Source organism: Frankia sp. Mgl5 (assembly GCF_023242985.1).
GTDB lineage: Bacteria > Actinomycetota > Actinomycetes > Frankiales > Frankiaceae > Parafrankia > Parafrankia soli.
The window spans coordinates 26441-48663 of sequence record NZ_JALKFY010000614.1; the positions used below are offsets into that span (position 1 = coordinate 26441).

The following is a 22223-nucleotide window of genomic DNA, read 5'->3' on the forward strand; positions in this document are numbered from 1 at the left end:
TTGCCAGCTGTCGGAGGTCGGCCGGCGACCGTAATATCAGCTGGCGCACGCCAGCGGCGCCAGTGGCATAACGGGTGCGGAGGTTCGTTCATGCAGTCAGCGGACGAACCGGCGACCCCCGAGTCGGCGAGTCCCGGGTCGGAGGTTCTCGAACCGGTGACCGCGAAGCCGGCGGCCCCGGGCCCCGCGGTCCAGATCCCGGCGCCCCAGCAGCCGGTGCCTCCGGACAAGTCGGCTTCGGGCAAGGCAGCTCCGGACAAGTCGGCCCCGGGCGGGGCGGCTCAGGAGTCCCTGGGCTCGGTCATCGCGGCGGCGCGCCGGGCCGCGGGCCTGACGATCGACGACGTGAGCGACCGGACGAGAATCCGTGCCTCGCTGATCGAGCGGATCGAGCAGGACGACTTCTCCGGCTGCGGCGGCTCCGTCTACGCGCGCGGGCACCTGCGCAGCATCGCGACGACGCTCGGGCTCGAGCCCGGCCCCCTGCTGGCGGTGTACGACGCCGGGCACGAGCACGTGCCGTCCCCAGTCGTGGTCGCCTCGCCGGAGTTCGACCCGCTGCACGGTGGCGCGGGGCGCAACCGCGGCCTTGGCGGCTTCCGCTGGGCACCGGCAATGATCATCTCGCTGGTGGTGGTGTGCGCACTGGCACTCGTCGCGCTGCTGCTGCCCTCGGGCGGGGGCGACTCGGACGACTCGGCCACGCCCCGGCCGAGCGCGCCGCCGAGCGCCCCGGCCGCCACGGCGCCCCCCGGGCCGGCCCCGGCGCCCACGACCCCGCCCCCCGGGGTGAACGTGCGGGTGCAGGCCCTCGACGCGCAGAGTTGGCTGGAGATCCGCGACAGCAAGCGGGGGGTGCTGTTCGAGCAGCTCCTGCAGCAGGGCGACAGCCGTGAGGTGTCCTCCGAGGGCGCCCTGGAGATCAAGATGGGCAACGCGGGCGCGGTCGACCTCTCCTGCAACGGCGCGAGCCTGGGCCGGGCCGGCAAGTCAGGCGAGGTCGTGACGATCCGGCTGGCGCTCGCCGCGACCGGCGGTGGCTGCACGGTCGACGGGCCGAGCACGGGCGGCCTCGCGGCCGGCGGCCTGGCGATGACGGCCCCGCCGACCGGCTGACGTCGGGCTTGGCGGGCTGGCCCTCGGCTCGGGTCGACCACGCCGGGCCGGGGCCGTCGGCGCGTTGTCCGCGGGCGCCCCGGTAGCCTGAGTCCGTGTCTCCTCGTCCTACCCGCCGGGTAGCTCTCGTCACGCTCGGGTGTTCCCGTAACGAGGTGGATTCTGAGGAGCTCGCCGCCCGCCTCGCCGCCGACGGCTGGGACCTGGTCGACGACGCCGCCGACGCGGACGCCGTCCTGGTCAACACCTGCGGTTTCGTCGAGGCGGCTAAGAAGGACTCGATCGACGCCCTGCTCGCCGCCGACGCACTGCGCGGGCCCGGTGACAACGGGCCCGGTGACAACGGGCCGGGTGACGGTGAGTCCGGCGATGACGGGCCGGGCGGCGGCGCGACCGCCGGGCGGGCGACCGCGTCGGGCGGGCCGCGCGCGGTCGTGGCCGTGGGCTGCATGGCCGAGCGGTACGGCCGGGAGCTCGCCGACACGCTGCCCGAGGCGGACGCCGTCCTCGGCTTCGACGCGTATCCGCGGATCTCGGCGCACCTCGACGCGGTGCTCGCCGGCTCGGCGCCGGCCTCGCACACCCCGCGTGACCGGCGCACGCTGCTGCCGATCTCTCCGGTGGAGCGGGGCGACGCCTCCCGCGCGGCGCACTCGCCGCACATCCCCGGTCACATCCAGCTCCCCGGTGGTGGACGTGTCCTTCCGTCGCCGGACGGCCGACCGGCGGCGAACAGCCGCCCGGCAACGGACCTGGCGGACCTGGCCGGCCTGGTGGAGCCGGCGGGGGAGGGCGTGGCCGGTACCGGCCGGCGGCGGCTCACCTCCAGCCCGGTCGTGCCGCTGAAGCTGTCGAGCGGTTGCGACCGCCGTTGCGCCTTTTGCGCCATCCCGTCCTTCCGCGGCTCGCACGTGTCCCGCCGGCCGGAGGAGGTGCTGGCCGAGGCCGAGTGGCTGGCCGGGCAGGGCGCCCGCGAGCTCGTCCTGGTCAGCGAGAACTCGACGTCCTACGGCAAGGATCTCGGCGATCTGCGGGCGCTCGAGAAGCTGCTGCCCCGGCTGGCCGCCGTTCCGGGGATTGTTCGTGTCCGCACCGTGTATCTCCAGCCGGCCGAGCTGCGGCCGTCCCTGCTCGAGGTGCTGCTGACGACGCCGGGCCTGGCGCCCTACCTTGACCTGTCGTTCCAGCACGCCAGCCCGGCGGTGCTGCGGCGGATGCGCCGGTTCGGCGGCTCGACCGACTTCCTGGACCTGCTGCGGCGGGCCCGCGCGCTGCTCCCCGACCTGGGCGCCCGCTCGAACGTGATCGTCGGCTTCCCCGGTGAGACCGACGAGGACGTCGACATCCTGGTGAATTTTCTCGAGCGCGCCGACCTCGACGCCGTCGGGGTGTTCGGCTACTCCGACGAGGAGGGGACGGAGGCCGCCGGGATGGCGGGCCACGTCGACCCCGAGGAGATCGAGAGCCGGCGGGCCGAGGTCACCGACCTCGTCGAGCAGCTCACCGCAGCCCGCGCCGAGCGCCGCATCGGCACGACCGTCGAGGTGCTCGTCGAGGAGGTGGCCGGCGGTCTCGGGTACGGCTGCGCCGGGCACCAGCAGGCCGACGCCGACGGCTCCTGCACGGTCCGCCTGCCCGCGGGCGGGCCACCGGGCGGCGTGTCCGTCGGGGACCTCGTCGCGGCCCGGGTCGTGGCGGCCGAGGGCGTCGACCTGATCGCGGAGTTCACCGGCGTGCTCGACCGCGCCGGCGCCGGGCTGGCCAGCGCCGGGTCGGCCGGTGCCGGGCCGGTCGGTTCGGCCGGGGCGGGTTCCGTGCTGCCGCCGATCCCGGACGGGGTCGGCCCGATGGACGCGGTGGGCCACCCTTCGGGCGTGGCGTGACCGGCACCGGCGACCTGGTGGCGCCGAAGCCGCCGGTCCTCAACATCGCGAACATCCTGACGATCATCCGGCTGGCCCTGGTGCCGGTCTTTGTGGCCTTCCTGTTCGCCGGCCCGGACACCGACGGCTGGCGCTACGCGGCGTTCGGCGCCTACGCCGTCGCCGCGATCACCGACCAGATCGACGGCTCGATCGCCCGCCGCCGCGGCCTCGTCACCGACTTCGGGATTCTGGTGGATCCCATCGCGGACAAGGCGCTTACCGGTGCCGCGCTGGTCTCGCTGTCGATCCTCGGTGAACTGCCCTGGGCGGTCACCGTCGTGGTCGCCGTCCGCGAGATCGGCGTGACGCTGCTGCGGCTGTGGGTCATCCGGTACGGGGTGATCGCGGCCAGCCGGGGTGGTAAGGCGAAGACGCTGCTCCTCAACATCTCGCTCGGGCTCTACGTCCTGCCGCTGGAGGGCGTGGCGGCCACGGGACGGGCGGTGATCCTCGCCTGCGGTGTCGTCGTCGCCGCGGTGACCGGGGCGGACTACGTCTATCGGGCGCTGGCGCTGCGCCGCCGGGCCACCACGGCGGCCCGGCCGGGCGGCGCTCCCGCCATGCCGACCCCCGACGTGCCAAACCTGGGCGAGCCGGCTACGGGTGAGGACCAGGGGGCCGTGACCGGGCCCGGAAGAGGAGAGATCGATGCGCGCTGAGCTGCTGGCGGTGGGGGACGAGCTCCTCTACGGGGACATCGTGAACGGCAACGCGGCCTGGCTGGGACGCCAGCTCGCCGACGTCGGGGTCGAGGTGGCGACGTCCACCGTGGTCGGTGACCTGATCTCGGACATCGCGACCGCGATCGGTGTCGCGCTGGGACGCGCCGACGCCGTGATCATGACGGGCGGGCTCGGCCCGACCCAGGACGACCTGACCCGCGAGGGGATCGCCCTGGCCGCCGGCGTGGGCCTGCGCCGGGACGAGGCCGAGGAGGCCACCCTGCGCCGCCGCTTCGAGGAGCTGGGGCGATCGCGTTCGGGCACGGGGGGCCGTGGGGTCCCGGAGATGAACTTCCGGCAGGCCGACCTGCCCGTCGGCGCGCAGCCCCTGCCCAACGGCCCGGGCACCGCGCCCGGCGTCCGCATGGAGATCGGCTCCGGTGTCGTCTACGCCATGCCCGGCGTCCCGTTCGAGATGCACGACATGTTCACCCGCAGCGTGCTGCCGGACATCCTGCGCCGGGCCGGTCAGCCCGCGGTGGTCGTGCACCGGGTGCTGCGCACGGCGGGCATGTGGGAGTCGATGGTCGCCGAGGCGCTCGCGGACGAGGTCGCGCGGCTCGAGCCGATCGGGAACCCGCGCATCGCGTTCCTCGCCAGCGGCGGCCAGACCCGGGTGCGGATCACCGCCCGGGCCGCCGACCGGGCGGCCGCGGAGACGCTGATCGCCCCGGTCGAGCAGGCGGCGCGCGCGGCGCTCGGCGCCGGCGTCTACGGCGGGGACGACGAGTCGCTGGAGAGCGTCGTACTGGAGTTGCTGCGGGCCGAGGGAGCGACGCTCGCCGTCGCGGAGTCGCTCACCGGCGGGCTGCTGGCGGGCCGGCTGACGGACGTCCCCGGCGCCAGCTCCGTGTTCCGCGGCGGGGTCGTCTCGTACGCCACCGAGGTGAAGGGGAGCGTGCTCAACGTCGACCGGGACGTCCTCGCGACCGAGGGCGCGGTCTCGTCCGCGACGGCCGAGGCGATGGCGGCCGGGGCCCGTGACCTGCTCGGAGCCACCTACGGGCTCGCCACCACCGGCGTCGCCGGCCCGGAGGAGCAGGAGGGCAAGCCGGTCGGCACCCTGCACGTGGGGCTGGCCGGTCCGGACGGTTCGACGTCCCGCTCGCTGCGGCTGCCCGGTGACCGGCCGCGGGTCCGCGAGTTCGCCGTCGTGCAGGCCCTAGACGTGCTGCGCCGTGCCCTGGAGGGCCGCCCGGGCGCCAGCGGCTCGAGGCTGCCGGAGCAGGCCCGGGCGCACTGACCTCCGCCGCCGGCCGCCCGATGGTGGGGCGGACGGCGACCGATCGGCCGGGTGGTGGCGCCGATCCCCGTTTGGGGGTGCTTACAGCGTTACAGTCCTATCAACGATGCCCCGGAGGGGCGCCCGGCGGGTATACGGTGAACGCAGCCCGTGGACGAAGGAGGAGGCTCGATGGTCCTGCTCCGACGCGTGATCGGCGAGGCGTTGCGCCGCCGCCGACAGGATCAGCACCGGACACTGCGGGAGGTGTCGTCGGCGGCGAGAGTGTCGCTCGGCTACCTCTCGGAGGTCGAACGCGGCCAGAAGGAGGCGAGCTCGGAACTGCTCGCGTCCATCTGTGACGCGTTGGGAGTACGGCTGGCGGACCTTCTTCGCGAGGTCAGTGACGACCTGGAGCTCGCCGAGCTGGCGGCGAGCGCGCCGACACCGGTCGGCGGCCCGTCCGCCGTGGTCGTGCCGGCCCGCCCGGCGGTGGTCGACCGCGCCGCCTGAGCCGCGCCGTCTGAGTTCGGTCGCCTGAGTTCGGTCGGTTCTGCCACGCAGGCTGAGCCTGGCCGGCGTACGGATCTTCTCTGCGGGCACGCCTTTCGCGGACGTGCCCGAGCTCCAGAGAGAGGATCATCATGAGCGCCATCCGCAGTCCGCTGTCAGACGAGGCGCGCACGGTCACCGGCGAGGCTCTCCAGGGTGCCGTCGTCGACCTGGTCGATCTGTCGCTGCTGGGCAAGCAGCTCCACTGGAACGTGATCGGCCGCAACTTCCGCACGGTGCACCGCCAGCTCGACGCCGTGGTCGACCTGGCCCGGCGCTACACCGACATGTGTGCCGAACGCGCCGCGGCGATCGGGGTGAACCCCGACGGCCAGGCCAGCACCGTGGCCCGCAGCAGTCACCTGCACGGCGTCGAGCCCGGCTACATCGGTGACGAGAAGGCGATCCGGCTGATCACGGACGTCCTCGCCGGGATGATCACCAGGATGCGCACCCGGATGGACCTCACCGCCCAGCCGGATCCGGTGACCCAGGACCTGTTCATCGATGTGGTCCGCGACCTCGAGGAACAGCACTGGATGTTCCAGGCGATGGTCTAGATACCCCGGCCCGCCTCGACCCGGCCCGGCCATGCTCCGGACTGTCGCCTCGGTGTGCCGCCGCGCGGGCCGGGGCGGCGGGCCGTCCTGGGTGGTTCCGGCGGCGGCGATCGGGTCATCCGGCTGGAGTCTGGGCGAATCGGGTGCGGCGTCGGGAATCGGACAGCTCTCGGTGCGGCCCGGGCGCGGAACGAGGCCGTTGGCGGCTCACCAGATCGGTCTCGCCGTGGGACGATCGAGGTATGGCGAATGTCGTCCGCAAGTACCTCCGCTACCTGTCGAAGCGGGCTGAGATCGAACTGGAGAACCGCGCGGATCCGCGGGTCCAGATCGACCAGGCCATCGAGGCGGCACGCCAACAGCACGAGAAGCTCGTCTCGCAGGCCGCGCTCGTCGTGGGGAACCAGCGCGAGATCGAGATGAAGATGGGCCGCCAGGTCGAGGAGGTCACCAACCTCACCGAGTCGGCCCGCTCCGCCCTGATGCTCGCGGACAATGCCCGCGCCGCGGGCGATCTGGCCACGGCGGTCCAGTACGAGCAGACCGCGCAGGCGTTCGCCAGCAAGCTGATCGCCTCCGAGGCGGCGCTGGAGGATCTGAAGGTCCTCCACGAGCAGGCCGCGGCGTCGGCCGCGCAGGCCCGCGTGGCGGTCGAGGACAACACCGCCCGCATGCACCGCCAGCTCGCCGAGCGGACCCGTCTGCTCACCCAGATCGAGCACGCCGCCATGCACGAGCAGATGAGCAAGGCGATGGAGGGGATGTCATCGCTGCCCCCGGCCGGTGACACGCCGACGCTGGCGGAGGTGCGGGACAAGGTCGAGAAGCGCTACGCCGTGGCGCTCGGCCGCCAGGAGCTCGCCTCGCAGGGCATGGAGGCCAGGATGCTCGAGGTGCGGCGCGCGACCATGGACGCGCAGGCCGCCGGGCGCCTCGCCGAGCTGCGGGGAAGCATGGCCGCCGGCCACGGGGCCGGCGCGCCCGGGCAGACGGGCCGGCCCGCGATGCCGCCCATGCCGCCCACACCGGGCATCTCCGCCGGCCGGGTGCCGGGTGGCACCGGCGATGAGCGTCTGTCGTTGGGTAAGGCAGCGGGCGACTCCGCGCCGTCGCGGGGCGGCGGCACACCGCCCGTGTCCGGTACCCAGGAGGCTCCGCCGGCCTGAGCCGGTGGTGATGACCGTTGGGCCGTGGTGACTGCGGGAGGCTGTCGATGACCGACGCGGGCGCCGACCCCACCGCCGTGGACCCCTCAGGCGGTGTGCCGACGGGCTCTGCCGTGCCGACGGGCTCTGCCGTGCCGACGGGCCGGCAGGCCGGCCCGGAACCATCCGCATTTCCCGGGACTCCGGTTACGAGCGGTGATTCCGGTCAAAGCGTGCGCGGGAACCAGTCGCATTGGCAGCGTAAAGGAAGAAATTCTTTTCACTTCGCTGATTCGGTCGACAGGGCCGCGCTCGAGGGTTATCGAATCCGCGCCACGGAACTCGCCGCGGCGGTCACACCGGCGTTGCCCGACTGGATCAGGGCTGACGTCGAACGCCGGTCGCTGGAAAGGTCGGAGCGCCGTTTCGGGCGCGCCGCCCGGCGCGCGCGGCGACGCGCCACCTTTTCCACGCAGGCCTGGACGGCCGCCGCCGCCGCGTCACCCGCGGCGGCCTTCATCGACCACGCGTGGGGATGGTTCGTCTTCGGGGGAGCGGCGCTCGTCCGGGCAGGCCTGTCCTATCGGGAGCTGCGGGCATTCCGCGACAGGGACGACGCGCTTCCCATGCCGGCCGTCCCCGCGCCGGGGGCGGTGGCGCTGCGCCGCTCGGCGGCCGCACGTCCGCTGCGCCGGGGGGAGGCGGGGCTGGCCGCGCTCGTCGCGCTCGCCCGGTCGGTGGAGGACCGCCCGCCCGCGGCCCCGGTGCGCACGGCGGTGGCGGGCGCCGTTCGGCTGGTGGACGGCCTGCGGGTGAGTGCCGGGCAGGTCCTGGCCTGCGAGTCCGCGGCGCGGGCGGTGGCGGATCCTGCGCGGCGCGCGAACATCCTGGCCACCTCGGCCCAGCTGCTCGACGGCATGAACCGCGCCGCCGACGCGCTGGACGGCCTGCTGGCCGCCGCGACCGAGATCGTCGGGACCGTCGCGGCGCCCGCGGCCGAGCTGCACCGGCTCACCGAGGACGTCGAGCGGCTGCGCGCCTACGCCGATGGGCTATCCGAACTGATGGGAACCACCGGGCGAGGCCGCCCGACCTGAACCGGCACGATCTTCTTAGGTGTCACATCGGGTTAACGTCCGGGCGGGGTCGGCATGCCATTCGGCCGGGTGCCGACCGGCCGTTGTGCCTGCCCCACAGCGACTTTCCGCCGACCGGGTCAGATAAAGGTCATCCGCTTAAGTGCACAGTGACTATGCAGATTTACCTTCCCATCCGACCCGGTGTACACCCGGGTTAGCACCTTGGGGTGGGAGATGGGTTTGAATATGTGACGGGGGTTATGGCGCGCACGCTGCGATTGCCTTAATGTCCCACATGTCCGATCGGCGATTGTGGCGTCGGGTGACGAGGGGAGCGTCGTCCACGTTTTCATCGCCGCCGTGCGATAGCCAGACCGGCGGTCCCGGACGTCCGGATGGCATGACGCAGCCAGGCAGGTGGAAGTGCCATGACGCTAATTATTGGGGAAGAGAACGAGTCCCCGACCTCGCAGCCGGCCCGGCAGGCACCTCAGGCGGCACCTCTCGCTGCCGTCGACCAACCGTTCAGCGGTGACCGGTGGTCGCTCGTCCTGCCGCACCGCGAACGACTGGTGCACATTGCGCGCAGGCGGCTGCCCAGCACCGCCGACGCGGAGGACTGCGCGCAGGAGGCACTCGTGCGCGCGGCGGGGTTCCGTAACCTCGACAGCCACCGAGTCGGTCAGTTCCTGACCACAACCGTGCTCCGGCTGTGCGTTGATCATCACCGTGCGCGGATGCGTGCGGACCGTGCGATGGCCCGCAGCGTCGCGGCGCCCAGTGACCCCGGCCCCGAGGACTCGACCTGCGACCGCGCGGAGGCGCTCTGGTTGCTCGACCAGACCCGTCGCCTGCGCGGCCGCGAGCGGCAGATCATGATGGCCCGCGCCGCCGGCCGGACCACGCGGCAGGCCGCCGACGACCTGTCCATCAGCGTGAAGGCCGCCGAAGGCGCGTTCACCCGGGGTCGTGCCCGCCTGCTGGCGGCCAGCCGGGTGTGACGTCCCGGCGGCGGGGGCCGACGTCCCACCGGCCGGCCGCGGCCCCCGGGACGGGGCCGGGCTGGCAGGTCGGGCACCACGCGGTGACCCGACCGTCCTGGACCGCACCGTCCTGGACCGCACCATCCGGAACTGCACCGTCCGGAACTGCACCGTTCTGAACCTCGATGTCGACGGACCCGCCGACGTCGCGTGCGAGCCGGCCACCGTCACGCCGGCCGCCCACGCGCCGGTCGTGGTCACGCCGGGCACGGCCGTGGGACCCCTGATCACGGGGCCCGGCGGCGCGTGCCGGCGATCCGCGCCCGGGCGAACTCTGGGTGGCCGTCCGCTGCTCCTGACGGCGGACGAGCGTGCCGCAGCGCCGACAGGGCCTGCCTGCGCGCCCGTACACCCAATGCTGTTCGCCCGGGCGGGCGGACCCGGTCGTCACCTGGTGCCCGCCCCGTGCCCCGGCCCTGATCATCGCCTGGGCGCGGCGGACCAGTCCTTCGAGATCGTTCACCTCGTCGACCGGGGTCCACGGGCTCACTCCTGCGAGGAAGCACGTCTCCGTCCGCCAGATGTTGCCCAGACCGGCCAGCAGCCGTTGGTCGAGCAGCGCTGAGCCGATCTCCCGGGTCGGCTCGGCGCGCAGGTTGGCGACGGCGCGGTCGAGGTCCCAGTCGTCGCCGAGGACGTCCGGGCCCAGGTGCCCGACGACCCGGTCCTCCTGCGCGGTCGGCAGGATCTCGACGACCGGCAGCCGGTAGCCGACGGCCACCTGCTCCGCGGTGACCAGCACCACCCGGACCTGCCAGGCCGGCCCCCCGGACCAGCGTGAGCCGGGCCGGTAGAGGTGCCACGATCCCTCCATTCGGAAGTGGGTGTGCAGGGTGAGGCCGCCCTCGACCCGGGTCAGGAGGTGCTTGCCGCGTGGACGGACGGTGATGACCCGCCGTCCGCTCAGGTCGGCGGTCGCCAGCGACGGCACCCGGAAGTCCGAGCGCAGCAGCACCCGGCCGGCGAGCGCGGTATCCATCCGCCGCGCCGCCAGCCAGACCGTGTCACCTTCGGGCACATCCCCATGGTGCCCACGACCTGGCCCTGCGGACCTGCCAGGACGCGGTCCGTCCGTGCACGGGTGCAGTCAGAGCACGGCCAGTCCGGACGCGGATCGTCAGGGCACAGATCGTCAGGACACAGCGGGGAACGTTCTGGAGGGGGCCCGGCGGACGACGGTGGCGCCCAGCACGGCGACGACCGCGGTCAGGGCGAAGACCACACCCAGCCCGGCTGAGGGTGCCCCCGTGGAGGCTTCGCTGGCCGCGACGGCCACTCCGCCAAGACCTGTCCCGAACGCCGTTCCGAGGTTGTCCGAGAGGGTCACCGAGCTGGACGCCGTGCCGTGCCGCTCCGGCGGCGTCTCGGCGAGGACCAGGCTCACCACCGGCGAATACGCCAGGCCCATCCCGAGCCCGGCGAGCCCCCAGCAGGCGATCGGCACCGCCAGCGGGACGCCGTTCACCAGCACCAGGGCGAAGCCCGCCGTGCCGGCCGCCACCAGGAGCAGGCCGGAGCGGATCAGATCCCGCCCCGGGTAGCGTCCGGCCAGCCGCGCCTGCGTCCAGGAGCCTGTTGTCCAGGTCACGGTCGCGACGGTGACCGCGGTGCCGGCGACCGTCGTGGACTGCCCGCGCGCCGCCGTGACGGCCAGCGGGACGAAGGTGTCGGCGCCGAAGAAGGCGAAGGTCAGCAGCCCGCGGGCGGCCACCGCCGCCGCGATGCCGGGACGTGCGCGCAGCGTTCCCTCCGGGAGCAGGACGCGCAGCGGCCGGTAGGCGAGCAGCCCCCCGGCGAGAACCGGCGCGATCCCCAGCGGCGACCGGCTCGTCAGCCCGGCCAGGATGAGGCCGGTACCGACGCTCACCCTGATCGCGGCGACGAAACGCCCCGCCGCCCCGCCGGTGGGCGCGGTCGGCGGCGGCCCCAGCCCGCCCAGCGCGCGGACCGTGATCGCCCCGGCCACCAGCACCAGCGGGAGCAGCCCGCCGAAGACCCACCGCCAGCCGGCGTGCTCGGCGACGAGCGCGGAGGTCACCGGCCCGACCAGCCCGGGCACCACCCAGGCGGTGGACGTCACCGCGAACATCCTGGGCCGCTGCGACTCCGGGTAGGCACGCCCGATCGTCGCGTACAGCACGGCGGGTACCGCGCCGCCGCCGAGGCCCTGCAGGATGCGGCCGGCCACCAGGATCTCCATGGTCGGCGCGAGGGCGGCCACGGCTAAGCCGGCGGCGAACAGCGACAGCCCGACGGTGAACGGGCGCACCGCGCCGACGCGGTCCGTCTCCGCCCCGGCGATCACCACCCCGACAAGCAGACCGAGGAAGAACCCGCTGGTCGTCCAGCCGTACAGGGACAGTCCGGACAGGTCGGCGGCGACCTCCGGCAGCACGGTGACGACCGCCATCGCCTCGAAGGCGATCAGTGTGACGGTGCTGACGAGGCCGATCGTCAGGCCGCGCAGGCTCGGGTCCCACGGGGTGGGTACGCGGCCGGGCTCCTCCCGCGCCGTGGTCACCCTCGTAGCCGCAGGCCGCGGGGGGTCGGGTGGAACCCCGCCCGCTCCAGGGCCGCTCCGAGCCCGCTGCCGACCACCGCGGCGCCGTCGGCCTTCTCCACGGCCAACCGGCCGAGAGACCCGGCGCGGACCGCCCCGGCCAGGGCGCCCACCGCCGGGCCGAGCAGGCCCGGTGCGTCCGACCACGACAGCAGGGTGCGGCCGCCTCGTTCGACATAGAGGACGAGCTCGCCGTCGACCAGGACGACCAGCGCGCCGGCCTTGCGCCCCGGACGGTGGCCCGAGCCCGAGCCCGAGCCCTCGCCGTCGGCCGCCGGGCGCTTGGGCCACGGCAGCGCGGCACCGTAGGGATTCGCCGGGTCACTGGCCGCGAGCACGACCGCCGCTGCGGCGCCGGTGCCCCCGCGGCGGGCGCCGTAGCCTGGCGGACCCCCGGACCCGGCGGCCGGGAACCGCTCCGCCGCCGCGGCCCCGCCCAGTCGCGCCGCCGCGGCATGGCCCGACCCCAGACCCGGGGTGCCCAGGCTCTGGGCGCCGAGATCGGAGGCGCTGAAGCCAGAGACGCCGAGACCAGAGGCGACCAGGTCGGGGGCGGACCAGGCAGGCTGGTCGGCGGCGTCGCGCTGCGCCCCGGCGATCGCGCGGAGCCGGTCGACCGCGCCGGGGACGGCGAACTGCGCGGCCCCCAGCGACTCGACGAAGTAGCCGCGGCGGCACCGCCCGGCGTCCTCGAACGCCGACAGCACCCGGTACACCGCCGCGAATCCGCCTGGCGTGCGCTCGGCGGTGACCGCGCCGCGGGTGACGATGCCGTGCCGGTCCAGGAGGGACTCGGCCAGCGCGTGCGCCCGTCGGGTCGGGTCGGGTTCCCGCTCCGGCAGCAGCGACCACCGGCCGCCGACGGTGGGCGGGCCGGCCCGGCGCGGCATGGCCGGCCGGCCGAACCGCGCCGGCCGGCCGCGCGCCGAGCGCCGGCGCGGCGGCACCGGATGCGCGGGATGCGCCGGACGCCCGGCGCCGAGCTGGACGCGCAGGGCGGCAAGGGTGTCGTTGGTGACCAGACCGGCCCATACCAGATCCCACAGCGCGTCCGCCAGGGCCGTGTCGTCGAGCGCGCCGACCCGGTCGGAGAGGGTCCGGAAGAACAGCGCCTGGTCGCCGGCGAGGGCGTCGAGGATCGCGCGGTGCAGGTCGCCGCCGGCGGCGTCCAGGTCGGGTGGGGGCAGCAGCTCCCCGGCGGAGTCGGCCAGCACGAGGGTGACCCAACCGTCGTTGCCGGGCAGGCCGCCGGCCCCGGCCCACAGCACCTCGCCGGTCGCGCACAGCTCGTCCAGCATCGCCGATGAGTAGTCGCTGACCCGGGCGGGCAGGACGAGTTGCTCCAGCGCGCTCGCCGGCACCGGGGCGCCCTGGAGCTGTTCCACGGCGCGCAGCACTGCGTCCACACCGTGCCCGCGCCCTGTCGTCACCGACTGCCAGGCGGGCAGGAACGCGCCCATCGCCCGGGTGGGGACGGCCTCCACCTCCTTGCGTAGCGCCGCCAGGCTGCGGCGGCGCAGCGCGCGCAGCACCCCCGCGTCGCACCACTGCTCGCCCGCGCGGTCGGGGTGGAGTTCGCCGCGTACCAGCCGCCCGGCCGCGGTGAGCCGCTCGAGGGCCCCGACGACCACCGCCACTCCGAGCCCGAAACGGGCGGCGACGGCGGCCGGCTCGAACGGGCCGTGGGTGCGGGCGTAGCGGGAGACCAGGTCGCCGAGCGGATCGCGGACCGGTTCGGTGAACGCCGCCGGCACTCCCATCGGCAGCGGAACACCGAGCGCGTCGCGCAGGCGGCCGGCGTCCTCGACCGGCGCCCAGCGCTCCTCGCCGCCGATCCGCACCCGGATCACCCGCCCGGCGTCCGCCAGCGCCGCCAGCCAGGACGGCGCCACCCCCCGCGCCCCGGCCTCCTCGTCCGTCAGGTCACCGAGGGCGCGCAGCAGGTCGGCGGTGGACTCGACGTCGTGGGCGTGCCGGTCGGGCACCAGCCGCTGGAGCTCGGCGGTGATCCGCTCCAGCGCCCCGGGATCGATGAGCTCGCGCAGCTCGGCCTCACCGAGCAGCTCGGCGAGGAGTGAACTGTCCAGGGAGAGGACCTGGGCGCGCCGTTCGGCCAGCGGCGCGTCGCCGTCGTACATGAACGCGGCGACATAGCCGAACAGCAGCGACGAGGCGAACGGTGACGGGGACGGCGTCTCGACCTCGACCACCCGCAGCGAGCGGGCGCCGATGTCGCGCATCAGGCCCACCAGGGCCGGGACGTCGTAGACGTCCTGCAGGCATTCGCGCATCGTCTCGAGCACGACCGGGAAGTCGCCGAAGGTCGAGGCGACCGACAGCAGGTGCGCGCTGCGCTGGCGCTGCTGCCACAGCGGTGTGCGCCGCCCGGGAGTACGGCGGGGCAGCAGCAGCGAGCGGCTCGCGCACTCACGGAACCGACTCGCGAACAGGGCGCTGCCGCCCACCTCGGCACGGACGAGCGCCTCGGTCTCCTCGGGCTCGAAGACGACCAGCTCGGCCTCGGGGGGCTCGGCGGCGTCGGGCACGCGGGCGACGATGCCGTCGTCGGTGTGCATGATCTGGACCTCCGCGCCGTAGCGCTCGCGCAGCCGGGCGCCGATCGCCAGCGCCCAGGGGGCGTTCACCGGAGCGCCGAACGGCGAGTGGACGGCCAGGCGCCAGTCGCCCAGCTCGTCGCGGAACCGTTCCACGACGATGCGGCGGTCGTCGGAGAGATGCCCGGCGGCGGCGCGCTGTTCGTCCAGGTAGGTCAGCAGGTTCGCGGTCGCCCAGGTGTCCAGCCCGGCGGCCCGCACCCGGTCGGCGGCGTCCCGCGGGCTTGCCGCGGACAGTTCCCGCAGGAACGAGCCGAGCGCGCGGCCGAGCTCGGCGGGCCGGCCCGGCGCGTCACCGTGCCAGAACGGCAGCCGACCGGGCCGGCCCGGCGCCGGGGTCACCAGCACCCGGTCCGGGGTGATCTCCTCGATCCGCCAGCTCGACGAGCCGAGCAGGACGACGTCGCCGACCCGGGACTCGTAGACCATCTCCTCGTCGAGCTCGCCGACGAGGCTGGCCTTCTCACCGACGAGGAAGACCCCGAACATGCCGCGGTCGGGGATCGTCCCGCCGCTGGTCACGGCGAGCCGCTGGGCGCCCGGCCGGCCCGCGAGGCCCCCGGTCGCCCGGTCCCAGGTGATGCGCGGGCGCAGCTCGGCGAAGTCGTCGGACGGATAGCGCCCGGCCAGCATGTCCAGCACGGCCTCGTAGGCGGAGGCGGGCAGGGTGGCGAACGGCGCCGCGCGGCGGACCAGCGCGCCCAGCTCGTCCACCTCGCGGTCCTCGACCGCCACCATCGCGACGATCTGCTGGGCCAGCACGTCGAGCGGGTTGCGCGGGTAGCGCACGGCCTCGATGCGCCCGTCGCTCATCCGCTCGGCCACGACCGCGCACTCCAGCAGGTCGGAGCGGTGCTTGGGCAGCACCACCCCCCGGCTGGCCGCGCCGACCTGGTGGCCGGCCCGGCCGATCCGCTGCATGCCGGCCGCCACGCTGGGCGGCGACTCGATCTGCACGACCAGATCGACCGCGCCCATGTCGATACCCAGCTCGAGGCTGGACGTGGCGACCACCGCGGGCAGCCGCCCGGCCTTGAGGTCCTCCTCGATCAGCATGCGCTGCTCACGGCTGACGCTGCCGTGGTGCGCCCGCGCCACCTCGACCCCGGCCGGCGACACGGCCGAACCAGCGGCCCCCATGATCTCCGCGGGGGCGCGGGAGCCCACGGGGCCGGCGCGCTCGCCGCTCTCCCACCCGCCGGACTCCCCGCCGCCGGTCTCCTGGCCGTCGGGGTCTCCTGCCGCGTCCGCCGCGGCGAGACGGTCGGCGTACAACTCGTTCAGCCGCGCGCACAGCCGCTCAGCCAGCCGCCGGGAGTTCGCGAACACGATCGTCGAGGAGTGGCCGAGGATCAGGTCGAGCACCTTCTCCTCGACCGCCGGCCAGATCGACGCCCGCGGCGCCGCCCCGGCGGCGGAGCCCTCCGGGACCGCGCCGGCCACCTCGCCGAGGTTCGCCATGTCCTCGACCGGGACCACGACGTCTATATGGAGGGTCTTCGCCGCCGGCGGGCGCACCACGGTGACCGGCCGCGGCCCGCCGAGGAACCGGGCCACCTCGTCGACCGGGCGCACCGTCGCGGACAGGCCGACCCGCTGGGCGGGGACGTCCAACAGGTCGTCGAGGCGCTCGAGGCTGAGCGCGAGGTGGGCGCCGCGCTTGGTGCCCGCCACGGCGTGCACCTCGTCCACGATCACCGTCTCCACGCCGCGCAGCGCCTCCCGCGCGGCGCTGGTGAGGATCAGGAACAGCGACTCCGGCGTGGTGATCAGGATGTCCGGCGGGGTGCGGCCGAACGCCCGGCGCTCGGCCGCCGGGGTGTCACCGGAACGGACACCCACGGACACGTCCGGCACGGGCAGGCCGAGCCGGGTGGCGGCGGCCCGGATGCCGGTGAGCGGCGCGCGCAGGTTGCGCTCCACGTCGACCGCCAGGGCCTTGAGCGGGCTGACGTAGAGCACCCGGCAGCGGCGGGTCGGATCGGCCGGCGGCGCCGAGCGGGCCAACGAGTCCAGCGACCAGAGGAAGGCGGCGAGTGTCTTGCCCGACCCGGTCGGAGCGACGACCAGGGCGCTTTCCCCATCGGCGACGGCTGCCCACGCGCCGGCCTGGGCCGGAGTCGGCGCCGCGAAGGAGGACGCGAACCATTCCCTGGTCGGGGCCGAGAAGGCGGCGAGTGGGTCCGATGCGGTCACGTGCACCAGTCTGCGTCCTACCACCGACACAACTCGGCCCACCGACAGAACTTGCCCGCTCCGCGGTTCCCGTGGGACGTCGCGTGCCCGCGCCCGGCGTGACGGTGCCTGCGCCCGGCATCACGGTGGCGGCGCGTCGTGGGGCGCCCGGCGCCTGGTGGCCGTGACCGGCACCGGTGCGTCCCGCGCCGGGAGGCCGGGCGGGAGGCCCGTGCACACTGGTCCCGTGCGACTGACCGAGTTCTGGGCGAACATGAACAAGCAGTTCGGCGCGGCGTACGCGGACTCACTGGCACGCGACCATGTGATCTCCGGGCTGGGCGGGACGACCGTCGAGCGGGCGCTGGGCCGGGGCGACGATCTCAAGCAGGTGTGGCGCGCCGTCTGCGACGAGTTCAACGTGCCGGCCCGCGATCGCTGACACGGCGGCCCGCGCCGCCGCCAGGTCGGCGGCGGCAGGTCGGCGGCAGGTCGGCGTCGACCGGCTCGTTCGTCGACCGGCTCGTTCGGGCGGCGACGTTCGGCGCCGGACGGCGCGGCGCGGCGCCGAGCGGCCACCCGTGGTGTCAGGGGTATGCGCGCGGCGTGCCGGAACCACCCGTTCGGGTGGGCACCGGTGTGTCGCTGTGGCTTCGAACGGATGTTCGGCTAGTGTTGTCCACATGCGCTCAGTTGTCCACAGAGGCCACCCGGCTATCGAAACTGTCGGACCCACCCCCTAGCGTCGGATCGTGGCCAAGACTCGACGACCTCAGCCAGGAGTAACTCCAATGGCAGGACCCGACCGCGACAAGGCGTTGGAGAACGCTCTTGCGCAGATCGACAAGCAGTTCGGCAAGGGCTCGGTCATGCGGCTGGGTGACGACACCCGCCCGCCGATCCAGGCCATCCCGACGGGATCCATCGCCCTGGATGTCGCGCTCGGTATCGGGGGCCTCCCTCGCGGGCGCGTTGTCGAGATCTATGGGCCGGAGTCGTCCGGAAAAACCACGGTCGCGTTGCACGCGGTGGCGAACGCGCAGGCAGCCGGAGGTATCGCGGCCTTCATCGACGCCGAGCACGCACTTGATCCGGAGTATGCGGGGAAGCTCGGTGTCGACACCGACGCGCTGCTCGTCTCCCAGCCCGACACGGGGGAGCAGGCACTGGAGATCGCCGACATGCTGATCCGTTCCGGCGCGCTGGACGTCATCGTCATCGACTCGGTCGCGGCGCTGGTACCGCGGGCCGAGATCGAGGGGGAGATGGGCGACAGCCACGTGGGTCTGCAGGCCCGCCTGATGTCGCAGGCACTGCGGAAGATCACCGGGGCGCTCGCGAACTCCGGCACCACCGCCATCTTCATCAACCAGCTCCGCGAGAAGGTCGGCGTCATGTTCGGCTCTCCGGAGACCACCACCGGCGGAAAGGCGTTGAAGTTCTACGCCTCCGTCCGGCTCGACGTACGCCGCATCGAGACGCTGAAGGACGGTACCGAGGCGGTCGGTAACCGGACCAGGGTCAAGGTGGTCAAGAACAAGATGGCCCCGCCGTTCCGGACAGCCGAGTTCGACATCGTCTACGGCGGCGGTATCAGCCGCGAGGGCTCCCTGATCGATATGGGCGTCGAGCACGGCATCATCCGCAAGTCCGGTGCCTGGTACACCTATGACGGTGACCAGCTCGGCCAGGGCAAGGAAAATGCGCGGTCATTCCTCCGCGACAACCCGGATCTGGCCAACGAGATCGAAAAGCGGATCAAGGAGAAGCTCGGCCTCTCCCCGACGCTGGACGCTGATGCTGACGCTCCCGCCCCGGTTCCGGTGGACCTCTGACCGGGCGAGCGGCGTCCCGGCAGGAGCCGTTCCCGGCGGCTGAGCCATGGGGGACCACGACGGGCTGGCCCGCGGCCGGTGAGGAGTCCGACGGGCCGGGCGGCATGGACACATCGGCGGCCCGGCAGGCGCGGGCGGCCCGAGCCGCGGGCGCCGCGGGCGCCGCGGGCGCCGCGGGTGATGCCGTCGCTGCCGCGCGGGAGATCTGCCTGCGCCAGCTCGCGGCGCGGTCGCGCAGCCGGGCCGAGCTCGCCACCGTGCTGCGGCGGCGCGGCGTCGCGGACGATGTGGCAGAGCAGGTCCTCGACCGTCTGGTGGAGGTCGGCCTGATCGACGACGAGGCGTTCGCGACCGCGTTCGTCTCCTCGGCTCGGGCGGGTCGGGGCCTGGGCCGCCGGGCACTGGCGACCGAGCTGCGGCGCCGGGGCGTGGCGCCTGAGGCCTCGGAGACCGCCTTGGCGGCAGTGGGCGCCGAGGACGAGGAGGAGACCGCTCGCGCCCTGGTCACCCGCCGCCTGCGCGCGATGGACGGCCTGCCCGCTCCGGTGCGGATCCGCCGCCTCGTCGCGTTGCTCACGCGAAAGGGTTACGATCTTGATCTCGCGCGCCGGGTGGTCACGGCTGCGGTGCCGGACGAGGACGGCGACGCACACAGCCTGGACTAGCACCAGACGCGCCGGATCCGGGCCCAGGGCAGGGGCGCCGCCGAAAGGACGGCGGCTCTGGTCGGCGGGGCTCGGGGCCCGGGGCTCGCCGATGTTTTTCTTGACCGCATGAAAGCGGCAGATCTACCCTTTCACAAAGGTGCGAGGACTACCGCGCGTATGCGGTCCAGATAGCTGGCACAACTTCACATCAGGGCGAGCGTTCCTGCGGAACTCGGGCGTCGCGTGCCACCACTGCCACGGCTTTCTGCCCGTGCGTGCTGCTCGCGGCCTGTTTTTCAGGGATCCGTCGATGCATGTGCTTGTCCAGTGCCTGGTCCGGTCCCGCGCCGCTCACGCCTGTCCTGGCAGGTGCAGACGGAGGCGGGAGGAGCAACCGTGGGTGCCGCCCTCATCACGCTTCTCGTGCTGCTTCTCCTTGCGGTCATCGGGCTGACGCTGGTTCTGCTGCGCCTGGTACGGGCCGGTGGGCTGGGCGTGAGGGCGCGTGCCGACACCGTCACCGAGGTTCGGTCTCCCCATGACGGCGACTCGTCGCCGGTCGGCCGCCCTGGGGGAGACGCGAGGCCGGCCTCGCCGAGCCCGCCGGATTCCCCGGTATCGCACAGAGACACGGATCCCGTCGTGCTCGCGTCGGAGGGCATTCCGGATCCAGCCGTCGAGGCTCCGGCCACGGCAGGTCCCGCGGGTCCCGGATCGATCAGCCCGGCCTCGGGCGCATCCGGGCCGGGCGCATCCGGGCCGGGCGTGTCCGGGCCGGAGCGCTCCACCGTGACCGGTTCTGAGCCGGTCGGTTCCGGGCCGGGTGAAGCCGGGCGGGCTGGCGCTGAGTCGGCTGGAACCGGGCTGGCTGGTGCTGGAGGAGCTGAGTCCGAGACGACCAGTTCCGAACCGGCTGGTCCGGAGCAAGACGGTCCGGAGCAGTCCGGCTCAGCACAGCTCGGTTCAAAACAGGCCGGTTCCGAACAGACTGGGTCCGAGCACGGCGGTCCCAGGACTCCTGAGTCGGGGAGGGCCGCATCCGCGGGTTCGGGCCAGGCCGGGTCCGGCGAACAGGCCGATGCCGACCCAACGCCGGCCGGCACCGCGACCGCGCCGAAGGTACCGACCCTGCCGTCCGCGCCGACGGAGTCCGGCCGATCCGCGGACCTGGGCTCGGTCTCGCCGGCTCCGAAGGGCACGGCCTCGGGCACCGACGGCCCCGCGGCCACTGCGGCCGACATGCCCGAGCCCGAGACAAGCGCTTCCGCTGCCGGGATCGGCGGAGCCGGGTCTGCGGATGCCGGGGGCGACGGCGCGAGGCGGGAGCCTGCGAGCGCCGGTGCTGATCCCGGGTCGGCCGGCACCGCCGCGGTCGGGGCCGCCAGGGTCGAGTTCGCGCGGATCTCGTCCATGGTCGCGGACCTTCGCCGGGAGGCGCGTGACGTTGAGGAGGAGGCCGAGCGGATCCGGCGCCGGGCCGAGCAGGACGCCGCGGAGCAGACGGAGCGGGTACGGCGGGAGGCCGAGCAGATCCGCCGGCACGCCGAGGAGGCCGCCGAGGCGATCCGGGAACGGGCGGTCGCGGACGCGGAGCTGCGGGCGTCGAGGGCGGAGGCGGCCGCCCGCGACGCGATCCACGCGGAGCGCGAGCAGATCCGCGCCGAGCTCGACGAGGATCTGCGCACCCAGCGGACCGAGCTGCGCGGCTGGGACAGCCGGCTCACCCAGCGCGAGCAGCGGGTCACCGACCAGGCTGCCAGCGTGGAGGAGCGGCTGCGCCGGCTGGAGACCCGCGAGGCCGAGCTGGCCGTCCGCGAGGCCGGGCTGGACAGCCGTGAGTCCGATCTCGGCGAGCTGGAGGAGGCCCGGCGGCGGGAGCTGGAGCGGGTGGCGGGCCTGACGTCCGCGGAGGCCCGCACCGAGCTGGTCAAGGTGGTCGAGGACCAGGCCAGGCTGGACGCCGCCGTCCGGGTGCGGGACATCGAGGCCCGAGCCGAGGAGGAGGCCGAGGACCGGGCGCGCCGGATCGTCACCCTGGCCATCCAGCGGGTCGCCTCGGACCAGACCGCCGAGTCCGTGGTGTCGGTGCTGCACCTGCCCAGTGACGAGATGAAGGGCCGCATCATCGGGCGCGAGGGTCGCAACATCCGCGCGTTCGAGTCCGTGACCGGCGTCAACGTGCTCATCGACGACACCCCGGAGGCGGTGCTGCTGAGCTGCTTCGATCCCGTGCGCCGGGAGATGGGGCGGATCACGCTGGCGGCGCTGGTGTCCGACGGCCGCATCCACCCGCACCGGATCGAGGAGGAGTACGCCCGGGCCGAACGCGAGGTCGCGGCGAAGTGCGTCCGCGCCGGTGAGGACGCCCTGATCGACGTCGGCATCGCTGAGATGCATCCCGAGCTGATCAACCTGCTGGGCCGGCTGCGCTACCGCACCAGCTACGGGCAGAACGTGCTCGCGCACCTCGTCGAGAGCGCCCACCTGGCCGGGATCATGGCGGCCGAGCTGCGGCTGCCCCCGGCGATCGCGAAGCGCGGCACGCTCCTGCACGACCTCGGCAAGGCGTTGACGCACGAGGTGGAGGGCTCCCACGCGATCGTGGGTGCGGAGATCGCCCGCCGCTACGGCGAGCACGAGGACGTCGTCCACGCCATCGAGGCGCATCACAACGAGGTCGAGCCGCGTTCCATCGGGGCCGTGCTGACCCAGGCCGCGGACCAGATCTCCGGCGGGCGCCCCGGGGCGCGCCGGGACAGCCTCGAGTCCTACGTCAAGCGCCTCGAGCGCATCGAGCAGATCGCCGCCGAACGCCCCGGGGTCGAGAAGGTCTTCGCCATGCAGGCCGGCCGCGAGGTGCGGGTGATGGTCGTACCCGAGCTGGTCGACGACGTGGCCGCCCACCTGCTCGCCCGGGACGTCGCCAAGCAGATCGAGGACGAGCTCACCTACCCGGGCCAGATCCGGGTCACCGTGGTCCGCGAGACCCGCGCCGTCGGCATGGCCCGCTAGCCGCCGTCAGCCAGG

The 22223-nt window shown here is 74.1% G+C and carries 15 protein-coding genes and 1 pseudogene; 13 read left to right on the forward strand and 3 right to left on the reverse strand.

The genetic code is table 11. The features are described 5' to 3' along the window. Positions 1–90 precede the first annotated feature (90 nt). The 9 genes from MXD62_RS14410 to MXD62_RS14450 all read left to right on the forward strand — a co-directional run bounded on the left by MXD62_RS14410 (position 91) and on the right by MXD62_RS14450 (position 9322). Positions 91–1116, forward strand: a complete 1026-nt coding sequence (locus tag MXD62_RS14410; protein ID WP_248829774.1) for a helix-turn-helix domain-containing protein — start codon at positions 91–93, stop codon at positions 1114–1116. 95 nt (positions 1117–1211) lie between these two features. After that, entirely contained in the window at positions 1212–2999 is a 1788-nt protein-coding gene (locus MXD62_RS14415; RefSeq protein WP_248829775.1) for a MiaB/RimO family radical SAM methylthiotransferase, read from the forward strand. Continuing rightward, on the forward strand, positions 2996–3700 hold the full coding sequence (locus MXD62_RS14420) for a CDP-alcohol phosphatidyltransferase family protein (RefSeq protein ID WP_248829776.1): 705 nt from the start codon (positions 2996–2998) through the stop codon (positions 3698–3700). The genes MXD62_RS14415 and MXD62_RS14420 overlap by 4 nt, the downstream gene beginning before the upstream one ends. Then, on the forward strand, positions 3690–5006 hold the full coding sequence (locus MXD62_RS14425) for a competence/damage-inducible protein A (RefSeq protein ID WP_248829777.1): 1317 nt from the start codon (positions 3690–3692) through the stop codon (positions 5004–5006). The genes MXD62_RS14420 and MXD62_RS14425 overlap by 11 nt, the downstream gene beginning before the upstream one ends. Before the next feature lie 171 nt (positions 5007–5177). After that, positions 5178–5498 carry a helix-turn-helix domain-containing protein gene (locus MXD62_RS14430; RefSeq protein WP_018504616.1) on the forward strand — a complete coding sequence of 107 codons (321 nt, stop codon included), beginning with the start codon at positions 5178–5180 and terminating at the stop codon, positions 5496–5498. 131 nt (positions 5499–5629) lie between these two features. Continuing rightward, positions 5630–6097, forward strand: coding sequence for a Dps family protein (locus MXD62_RS14435; RefSeq protein ID WP_020458838.1), 468 nt, complete (start codon positions 5630–5632; stop codon positions 6095–6097). Between the two features lie 242 nt (positions 6098–6339). Then, positions 6340–7263: a PspA/IM30 family protein gene (locus tag MXD62_RS14440; protein ID WP_248829778.1), complete on the forward strand. Its 924-nt coding sequence runs from the start codon at positions 6340–6342 to the stop codon at positions 7261–7263. Positions 7264–7607: 344 nt separating this feature from the next. Beyond that, positions 7608–8339 (forward strand): hypothetical protein, encoded by a 732-nt coding sequence (locus MXD62_RS14445; RefSeq protein ID WP_248829779.1) that lies wholly within the window; start codon positions 7608–7610, stop codon positions 8337–8339. Between the two features lie 410 nt (positions 8340–8749). Further along, positions 8750–9322: an RNA polymerase sigma factor gene (locus MXD62_RS14450; protein ID WP_020458841.1), complete on the forward strand. Its 573-nt coding sequence runs from the start codon at positions 8750–8752 to the stop codon at positions 9320–9322. A 331-nt stretch (positions 9323–9653) separates the two neighbouring features. Here MXD62_RS14450 and MXD62_RS14455 read toward each other — a convergent pair. The 3 genes and pseudogenes from MXD62_RS14455 to MXD62_RS14465 form a co-directional block, all read right to left on the reverse strand. Continuing rightward, positions 9654–10382, reverse strand: a pseudogene (locus MXD62_RS14455) (DNA-formamidopyrimidine glycosylase family protein); the annotation flags it as partial. Between the two features lie 114 nt (positions 10383–10496). Beyond that, the gene (locus tag MXD62_RS14460) at positions 10497–11885 is read right to left on the reverse strand and encodes an MFS transporter (RefSeq protein ID WP_248829781.1); all 1389 of its coding nucleotides are present in this window, start codon (positions 11883–11885) and stop codon (positions 10497–10499) included. Continuing rightward, a complete protein-coding gene (locus MXD62_RS14465) occupies positions 11882–16741 on the reverse strand; it encodes an ATP-dependent helicase (RefSeq protein ID WP_248829782.1) in 4860 nt (1619 codons plus the stop codon). Before MXD62_RS14465 ends, MXD62_RS14460 begins: the two co-directional genes overlap by 4 nt. A 220-nt stretch (positions 16742–16961) precedes the next feature. On the opposite strand from MXD62_RS14465, the gene MXD62_RS14470 reads away from it, so the two are divergent. The 4 genes from MXD62_RS14470 to rny all read left to right on the forward strand — a co-directional run bounded on the left by MXD62_RS14470 (position 16962) and on the right by rny (position 22208). Beyond that, the gene (locus tag MXD62_RS14470; protein WP_041253735.1) at positions 16962–17156 is read left to right on the forward strand and encodes a DUF3046 domain-containing protein; all 195 of its coding nucleotides are present in this window, start codon (positions 16962–16964) and stop codon (positions 17154–17156) included. A gap of 349 nt (positions 17157–17505) precedes the next feature. Further along, a complete protein-coding gene (recA, locus tag MXD62_RS14475; protein WP_020458848.1) occupies positions 17506–18549 on the forward strand; it encodes a recombinase RecA in 1044 nt (347 codons plus the stop codon). A gap of 104 nt (positions 18550–18653) precedes the next feature. Next, complete coding sequence (gene recX / locus MXD62_RS14480; protein ID WP_248829783.1) at positions 18654–19214, forward strand: recombination regulator RecX; 561 nt, start codon at positions 18654–18656, stop codon at positions 19212–19214. Between the two features lie 1221 nt (positions 19215–20435). Further along, entirely contained in the window at positions 20436–22208 is a 1773-nt protein-coding gene (gene rny / locus MXD62_RS14485) for a ribonuclease Y (RefSeq protein ID WP_248829784.1), read from the forward strand. Positions 22209–22223: the final 15 nt, after the last annotated feature.